General features: G+C 71.1%; 6 protein-coding genes. 3 read left to right on the top strand and 3 right to left on the bottom strand.

Annotation, left to right across the window (positions count from 1 at the left end; genetic code table 11):
- Positions 1 to 123: 123 nt before the first annotated feature.
- Positions 124 to 1,494, bottom strand: a complete 1,371-nt coding sequence (locus tag PPSIR1_RS40840) for an erythromycin esterase family protein (RefSeq protein WP_157596517.1) — start codon at positions 1,492 to 1,494, stop codon at positions 124 to 126.
- 107 nt (positions 1,495 to 1,601) lie between these two features.
- On the opposite strand from PPSIR1_RS40840, the gene PPSIR1_RS40835 reads away from it, so the two are divergent.
- Positions 1,602 to 3,323 (top strand): Rieske (2Fe-2S) protein, encoded by a 1,722-nt coding sequence (locus PPSIR1_RS40835; RefSeq protein ID WP_198154733.1) that lies wholly within the window; start codon positions 1,602 to 1,604, stop codon positions 3,321 to 3,323.
- On the opposite strand, the gene PPSIR1_RS40830 is transcribed toward PPSIR1_RS40835, so the two are convergent.
- Positions 3,324 to 5,078 carry a hybrid sensor histidine kinase/response regulator gene (locus PPSIR1_RS40830; protein WP_006977206.1) on the bottom strand — a complete coding sequence of 585 codons (1,755 nt, stop codon included), beginning with the start codon at positions 5,076 to 5,078 and terminating at the stop codon, positions 3,324 to 3,326.
- Positions 5,079 to 5,275: 197 nt separating this feature from the next.
- Here PPSIR1_RS40830 and PPSIR1_RS40825 point away from each other — a divergent pair, with 197 nt between their 5' ends.
- Positions 5,276 to 6,118: a TIGR02452 family protein gene (locus tag PPSIR1_RS40825; RefSeq protein ID WP_006977205.1), complete on the top strand. Its 843-nt coding sequence runs from the start codon at positions 5,276 to 5,278 to the stop codon at positions 6,116 to 6,118.
- Positions 6,119 to 6,232: 114 nt separating this feature from the next.
- On the top strand, positions 6,233 to 7,474 hold the full coding sequence (locus tag PPSIR1_RS40820; RefSeq protein ID WP_006977204.1) for a vWA domain-containing protein: 1,242 nt from the start codon (positions 6,233 to 6,235) through the stop codon (positions 7,472 to 7,474).
- Here PPSIR1_RS40820 and PPSIR1_RS40815 read toward each other — a convergent pair.
- The gene (locus PPSIR1_RS40815) at positions 7,471 to 7,980 is read right to left on the bottom strand and encodes a hypothetical protein (RefSeq protein ID WP_006977203.1); all 510 of its coding nucleotides are present in this window, start codon (positions 7,978 to 7,980) and stop codon (positions 7,471 to 7,473) included. The two genes, PPSIR1_RS40820 and PPSIR1_RS40815, sit on opposite strands and share 4 nt — an antisense overlap.
- Between the last annotated feature and the right edge of the window lie 121 nt (positions 7,981 to 8,101).

The raw sequence follows: 8,101 nt of genomic DNA, 5'->3' as shown, positions 1-8,101 counted from the left end.
GACAGCGGGGGATCCGACCCCCTTGACCCGTGCCCGCTCTCCATCAGAGCCGAGCCCCCTCGCCAAACCCAGAACGATCCCCATCGAAGACGAGACCGCTCGCCAAACCACGCCCGCTCCCCCTCACTCCCGAATCGTCGTCCCCACCACGTCCCGAATCCACAACAACGCATCAAAGTTCGCCGAAACATCGAGCGGACTCTGCGACCACATCTCCCAAATCCCCCCAGGCAGGTCATCAATCAACAGCACCCCCTCCTCCGTCGCCCCCCCGATCACACTCTCGAGGTAGGTCGGATTGGCCGAGAAGGCCACCGTCTCGAACACCCCATCGGTCCGCCGCGTATAGCTCCCCTGCTCGTAAGCCTGAGCGATGAGCAGGTAATCCTCCCCAAACACCTTGTCCAGATGGTTCCCCAGAGCGGGCGAGTCCTGCCCCTGCTCGTCCGTCCCAATGATCCACTCCCGAGCGCAGTGGCGGTTGTGGGACACCAGGATCAGCAACTCATCCTCGGGCAGCTCCGCCCGCATGCGCTCGACGTTGCGGATCATCCCCGGCTCGCGGTAGGTCGCGTTGCCAACGTTGAAGTTGTCCTGGCGATACCAGTGCAAGAAGCGATACCCGTCGGCCAGGTCCGCCGCGTCGACCATGGCGTCGGCCTGGCGCTGCTCGTCCGTAGCCGCGATGTAGTCCGCCGCGTTGTCCTCGAGCAGGGCCAGCAGCTCGTCCGCGAAGTCCCCCGCCGCCAGCCAGTCGATCACCACCTCGTCCCCCTCCTTGCCCGTGGGCAGCTGCTCCGCCCAGGTGTCGTGGAGCTCCGGCGCCGCGTCGAGCAAGAACTCGAGGATCGCCGCCCGGGCCAGGATCGGCTGGACCGCCACGTCGTAGCCCGTCAGCTTCAGGGTCTCGCCCTCGGGCAGCTCCTCGCCGATCGTGCGCATGGACTCGACGAAGGCCGCGTTCTCCTCGGTGTTCGCCAGGGAGTTGAGCAGCCCCTCGAAGCCGGCCTCGAGCAGGCTCGGATCTCCGCCCTGCACGTAGTCGTTCCACGGGGCCGTCGTCGCGCGCAGCGACTCGGTGGCCACGACCCGGGCCCCGTGGGCGTGCACGAGGTAGCGGATCACCAGGGCGTGCCACAGGTTGCTGTCCGCCACGCCGTGGCCGTTTTCGCCCAGACACACGATGCTCCGCTCGGCCACCAGGGCGTCGAGGGCCCGGAGCGCGCAGGCCAGGTCGGGATCCTGGAGGTCCTCCCAGCCCGCGACCGGCAAGGCCGCCGGGTCCCCCGTCGAGAGCTCGGGGCACTCGCCCAGGCCCAGGGGATCGCCGTCCTCGTCCCCGCTCTCGCCCGTCTCGGCCTCTTCGGAGCCCTCGTCGAGCTCGCCATCGTCCACGCAGCCCATGGCCAGACACAGGCACAGCGAGACCAGCGAGCCGGACAGCTGGGCGAAGCGAGGGGCAGTCGAGCCAAGGGAAAGCGCGCGTACGGACATGCTCGCCCAGCCCATGGCCACCGAGCATGGATCCATCACGGCCCATCACGGCCCATCACGGCCCATCACGGGCGACGCCCACGCAGGCCCTCGCTTAGACTGTGCCCGTGACCGCGCGAAGCTCCCTGCCCCTGCTGACGCCCTTCGCCGACATCCCCCAGGGCTGCTCGCTGCAAAAGTCCGAGGACGGCCAGCGCTTCACCTGCGTGCGCGAGGGCGAGGCCGTCCACGTGCTCGCCGATCGCTGCCCGCACCAGGGCTACCCCCTGTCCCAGGGCGAGGCCCGCGACGGCACCCTGACCTGCGCCTGGCACAACTGGAAGTTCGACGTGCGCACGGGCGAGTGCACCTTCGGCGGCGAGGGGGTGCGGCGCTTCCCCGCGAGCGTCGCGGACGGCCGGGTGCACGTGGACCTGCGCGTCGACGTGCCGGCCGAGCGCGCGCGCTTGCGGGCGAGCATGGCTCGGGCCCTGCAAAGCGGCGACGGCGGAGCGGTGCTCCGCGACGGCCTGCGCCTCGACCAGCTCGAGGAGCTCGAGGGCCCCTCCCCCGCCTTCGGCGTGCTCGTCGAGTTCGCCGCGGCCCGGACCCCCTACGGCTTCGACCACCCCCTCGCGACCATGACCGACCTGCTCAGCTGGGTCGAGCGCGGCTGGCTCGCGCTGCCCGAGGCCCTCGCCGTCGCGGCCGAGCTCGCCGCCGAGGACTACGCCTACCTCGGCGATCGCCCGGTCCACGCCGAGCTCGAGGGCGAAGCCACCGCCCAGGCCATCCCCGCGGCCCTGCGCGTCGAGGCCCGCGCCCAGGCCGAGGCCACCGCCCGCGCCCTCGCCCGCGAGCTCGCCCCGGGCGACGCCGCCAGCCTCGACGCCCTGACCCGCGAGGGCCTGCTCCCCTACGTCGGCGACCACCTGCTCGGCTACGGCCACGGGCTCATCTACACCGACAAGACCCGGGACCTCATCGCCCGCTTCCCCGAGGCCCGCGAGGCCCTGCTCGGCGCGCTCATCGTGCGTCAAGGCTGGCACACCCGCGAGACCGCCCTGCCCCCGTGGAAGCGCACCCGCGAGGGCTACGCGGCCGTCGACGCCCTCGGCCCGACCCCCAACACCGACCCCGCCTCCGCCCCTCAGTGGAGCCCCGAGGCGCGCGCGCGCTACGAGCAGGCCGTGCTCGCCAGCGAAGCCGCGGCCGTCGACGCGACCCTCGAGGCCCTGGGCCAGGGCGTCGCTCCGCGCGCCCTCGTGCTCGCGTCCGCCCACGCCGCCGCGATCCGCCTGGCTCGCTTCGACCCGAGCTGGGAGCGGCGCCCCGAGGCCGAGGTCACCGTCCTCGACGTCAGCCACGCCCTGACCTTCCCCGACGCCGCCCTGGCCCTGCTGCCCCTCGCCTCGGACCGCGACGCCCGTCGCTTCGCCGTGCAAGCCGCGGCCTTCGTCGGCAAGCTGCACAAGAGCGATCGCAGCGAGGAGCCCCCCGCGAGCGAGGCCACCCCCAGCCTCGAGGAGGTCCTGCGCCGCCGAGACGCCGACGCCCTGCCGAGCCTCGCCCGCCGCGTCCCCGCCGCGGAGCGCCCCGCCGCCTACGCCCGCCTGGCCCCCTTCGCCGCCGGCGAGACCTTCGTGCGCCCGATCTTCACCGCCCACGCCGTCAAGGTCACCGAGGCCTGCCACCGCCTCGAGGGCGTTGACGATCAGGCCGACCACGCCTACCTCGAGGCCGCGCTGACCATGGTCGTGCCCCGCCGGACCGAGCGCTCGCCCAAGCGCCAGGCCACCCTCGCCCTCGAGATGATCGAGCACAGCCGCCCGCCCAAGGGGCTGTACTAATCAATCGGCCAGCAGGCTCAGGACCTGACGGCGCAGCTCGTCGCTGCCGAAGGGCTTGGGCAAGAAGGCGTAGCGGCCCGCGGCGATCTCCCGGCGCATGGCGTCGTCGGGCAGGTGGCCCGAGCAGATCAGCACCTGACAGCCCGCCGAGTGCTCGCGCGCCGACGCGATCAGCTCGGCCGGGCGCGAGCCCGCGACCACGCTCTCGGTGCACAGCAGCGCCACCGGGCTGTCCCCGAGCTCCCGCAAGACCCCGCGCAGACCGTCGCCGTCGCCCACGGCGTGGACCTCGAGGCCCACGCTTTCGAGGGTGCGCGCGAGGAAGGCCCGGACCTGCGGCTCGTTGTCGATGATCACCGCGCGCCCCGAGACCTCGCCCTCGACCTGGGCCGCGGCGACCTTGGCCGCGCTCAAGTCCGGCCGCGCGCGCAGGTGGATCTCGAAGCAGGTCCCCTCGCCGAGCTCCGAGTCGACCTCGAGCAGACCTCCGAGCTGGTTCACGATCGCCAGCACCGAGGCCAGCCCCAGGCCCGATCCCTTGCCCGCCGGCTTGGTCGTGTAGAAGGGCTCGAAGACCTTGTCCAGGGTCTCCTCGTCCATGCCGGTCCCCGTGTCGACGACCGACAAGATCACCCAGGTCGCGCCGTTGTCGTCTCGCTCCTGGCGCACGCCGAAGCTCAGCCGCCCGCCCTCGGGCATGGCGTCGCGGGCGTTGATCGCCAGGTTCAAGATGATCTGCTGGAGCTGCGCCGGCTCGGCCAGGACCGCGTCGACGGCCTCGGCCTCGAGCCGGACCTCGATGTTCGCGGGCAGCAGCTTGCGCAGGCTGGTCACCGCCAGCCCCATCACCCCGCGCACGTCGACGGGCTCGGGGGTGGACGTGCCCTGGCGACCGAGGCTGAGCAGCTGCCGGGCCAGGAAGGAGGCCTGCTCCGCCGCCGTGACCACGGCGCTCGTCGCCTCCGAGAGCACCTCGTCGCCCTGGCTCGCCTCGCCCAGCTCGACCTCGAGCAGCTCGGCCCAGGACATGATGACCATCAAGGTGTTGTTGAAGTCGTGGGCCAGGCCGCCCGCGAGGGCCGCCACGGTCTCCTTGCGCTGGGCCTCGACGAAGGCCCGCTTGGCCTGATCGCGGGACTGCTCGATGGCCGCGACCCGGCTCTTTTCTCGGGCCAGGTCCGACTGGGCGACCTGCTCGGCGTTGGCCTTCTCGTCGATGAGGTTGATGGCGTAGGCCGTGAGCACGCCGAGCAGGGCCCACAGCCCCGTCGAGAACACGCTGACCCGCAGCCACAGCTGCAGGTCCCCCATCGCCGGGTGGCCCTCGGGGATCGCCAGGTAGCCGGAGCTCATCCCCAGGCCCACGCCCACGAACACCGTCGTCGCCCCGAGCACGGCCACCAGCGCGCCCACGCGATCGAGCAAGATGCCGCCCATCAACACCCCCGTGGTCAGGACGATCACCGGGCCGGGGAGCCAGCCCAGGTGCGCGACCGCGAAGCCGCCGAACATCAGGTTGATCAGCACCGTGAGCACGGCGAGGTAGTGGGTGTGCAGGCGCGAGAAGAAGGACAGCCCGAACAGCACGCCCTCGAGCAACACCAGCGCGAGCATCATCGGCCAGTGCTCGGCGACGTCGAAGCCGATGAACACCAGCGGCAGCATCAGCAACGCCCCGATCGCGTCGGCCCGGGCGAACCTGAGCTGCAGCGTCTCGCGCCACCCCAGCCCCTCGTAGTCCTCTTCGAATCGCACGCTACCTCAAACGACCATAGCCCACGGCCCTCCAGGGATCACCACTCTTCCCGGGCGCGCTCCCGACCCCGACTACGCGCGAGTACGCCCCGAGGCGCGCGGCCCCCCGACCGGTCTCCCACCCGGGGCCGCCAGACCCCGCGAAAGGCCACTGGCGTTTCCCTTGCCCCCAAAAGTGTCTACGCTACACCAAGCCCATGTCCCTGAAAGAAGCTGCCCGCAAGACCCTGGCGCTCCTCGAGGTCGGCGGCTACGAGACCAGCGACGGCGCGTGGGTGGAGCTCGGGCCCCAGCTGCGCGCGGCCGTGGCGGGCTCCGAGCTCGTCCGCCCCAAGCAGCTCGCGGCCCTGCTCGAGCGCGAGGTCGAGGGCGCGAGCGCGTCCCCGCCGACCATCGAGGTCACGGCCGAGACCACCCAGATCGCCGCCCACCGCTTGATGATCGACGAGGGCGTCGAGGCCCTCGCGCTGCTCAACTTCGCCTCGGCCAGAAACCCCGGCGGCGGCTTCATCCGCGGCGCCAAGGCCCAGGAAGAAGACCTCGCCCGCGCCTCGGCCCTGCACGCCTGCCTGCTCGCCGAGGCCGCCCAGCCCTACTACCGCATCAACCGCGTCGAGAAGTCCACGCTCTACACCGACCACATGATCTGGTCGCCGCGCGTGCCCTTCTTCCGCACCAACAGCAAGAACCTCCTCGACCAGCCTTTCTTCCCCTCGGTGATCACCGCCCCCGCCCCCAACGCGGGCCCCTACCTGTCTCGGGGCGGGAAGCGGCGCAAGCTCAGCGAGTGCCTGGTGCGCCGCGCGGGCATGGTCCTGGCCCTCGCCCGCGACAAGGGCCAGCGCAACCTGCTGCTCGGCGCGTGGGGCTGCGGGGTGTTTCAAAACCATCCCCCCGAGGTCGCGGACGCCTTCGGGCAGTGGCTCGAGCACCCGCGCTTCGCCGGCGCCTTCGACCGGGTCGTGTTCGCCGTCTACGACCGCAAGGGCAAGACGCGCGCGGCCTTCCACAGCCGCTTTCCCCGCGAAGGCCTCGCCTGACCCCGACGCGCCCACCTCCAGTTCGGGCTCGAATTTTAATCCGGAAAAGCTCCGCGCCCCGGTGTCTGATCGATCTGGATGCGACGAACAGTCTTGGGGAGGAGCGCCCTCGCGGTGCTCTTGGTTGGAAGCGCGGCCGCCTGCGGAGACAGCGGCTCGGACGACAGGGGTGACGAGGCCGGCGAGGCCGACGGCCCCGGCATCGGGACCGAGAGCGAAGACGGCAGCGGAGACGCCACGGACTCCACGACCACGGCCGAAGAGGACAGCGGGAGCACCACGGCCGAAGAGGACGAGTCGACCACGGGCCCAGACTGCGGCACCGTCGAGATCACCCCGGAGTACGTCCCGCCCAACGTCATGCTCGTCGTCGACGCCTCGGGCTCCATGGTCAACAACTCCTGGGACCACGACCTCGACCCGAACACGCCCCAGGTCACGCGCTGGAACACCCTGCACGGCGTGGTCGACAACGTGATGACCAACTTCGGCTCGACCATGTACGCCGGGGTCCAGCGCTTCCCGTCCGCGGACGCCTGCCCCGACGCCACGCCGCAGTCCTCCAATTGCTACAACCTCGGCTCGTGCATCGTCGGCACCCAGCCCGAGGTTGGCGTCGGGGCGGACAACGGCGACGCGATCCTCGCGGCCATCCCCGGGCCCGGCGCAGGCAACACCGAGATCGTCGGCGGCACGCCGGCGACCCTGGGCATCAACTCCGCCGTCGACCACCTCCTGGCTCAAAACGAGACCAACCCGCGCTACATCCTGTTCATCACCGACGGCGCCGCCAACTGCAACACGGACCTGCCCTACCCCGAGTACATCGAGTCCTACGACGAGACCCTCCCGACCACGGTCGAGGCCGCGTTCGAGGACGAGGGCATCACCACCTACGTCGTCGGCATCGACATCGTCGACATGCTGCAGGGCGCGGGCACGGACGGCTCGCCCGAGGCCAACCCCTTCGTGCGCCTCAACGACGTCGCCCTCGCTGGCGGCGCGCCCAAGAACGAGGGCATGGACGCCGAGAAGTTCTTCAACACCACCAACCAGCAAGAGCTGCTCGACGCCCTCCAGGTGATCCTCGAGGGCGTGACCGAGTGCGTCATCGACCTGACCATGCTCGAGGGCAGCCCGCCGCCCACGGAGGAGCAGATCCCCTACGTCAGCTTCCACGACGGCGAGCCGCCCACCGACGAGAACGCGATCCCCTTCGTCGAGGACTGCGAGAACGAGGACGGGTGGACCTGGCTCGAGGAAGGCCTGATCGTGACCTTCTGCGGCAGCTACTGCGAGGACTACAAGAACGGGGCCGAGTACGAGGGCATCTACGGCTGCCCCATCGCGGGTTAGTACCGCGGCGCGCAGATCGGCACGACCTGGCCAGGCATCTCGGTGCACAGCGAGGTCTCGCAGTCGTCGTCGGCGAGGCACAGCTCGAGGCACAGGCCGCTCTCGCCGTCGGGCTCGCTGGGGATGCAGGCCGTGCCGGCGGGGCACTCGTCCTGGCCCGACCCCGGAGCGGGCGTGCACGGGTCGAAGGGCAGCTTGCTCCCGTCGTCGGTGACGCAGTCGTAGACCGGGACGCCGCCCTGGGTCGAGACGACCGTGCACTTTTGGTCCTCGGGGCAGGGCATCTCGTCGCCCGGGTCGCAGTTGAGGGTCGGCTCGCCGCCGCTGGACTCGCTGGACGACCCCTGGTCGCCCTGGTCGCCCTGATCCCCCTGGTCGCCCTGCTCGTCGCTGCCCCCGTTGCCGCCCTCGTCGTCTTCGAACTCCGCTTGCTGGCAGGCGCTCAGGCTCGCGAGGGAGAGGGTGAAGGACAGGGCGAGGAAGGGCGGGAGGCGAACAAAAGTCATGGTGGGGCCTGGAGCGATGGGCTCGGGTGGGGCAACGCGAGGGATTACCCTCGCTTTCGCCAATGTAGCGCGAAGCCAGTCGCCGAGCTCAGGCGGGCCCGTCGGGTAGGGCAAAGCGCGC

The organism is Plesiocystis pacifica SIR-1, from assembly GCF_000170895.1.
Lineage (GTDB): Bacteria > Myxococcota_A > Polyangia > Nannocystales > Nannocystaceae > Plesiocystis > Plesiocystis pacifica.
Note: the sequence above shows the minus strand (reverse complement) of the source record. Positions and strands in the feature narration are given on the sequence as shown.

What these genes read in the sequence shown, in the direction of transcription:
- PPSIR1_RS40825 (WP_006977205.1), top strand. Translation starts at nt 5,276, where the DNA reads ATGTCCCTGAAAGAAGCTGCCCGCAAGACCCTGGCGCTCCTCGAGGTC.
- PPSIR1_RS40840 (WP_157596517.1), bottom strand. Translation starts at nt 1,494, where the DNA reads ATGTCCGTACGCGCGCTTTCCCTTGGCTCGACTGCCCCTCGCTTCGCC.
- PPSIR1_RS40815 (WP_006977203.1), bottom strand. Translation starts at nt 7,980, where the DNA reads ATGACTTTTGTTCGCCTCCCGCCCTTCCTCGCCCTGTCCTTCACCCTC.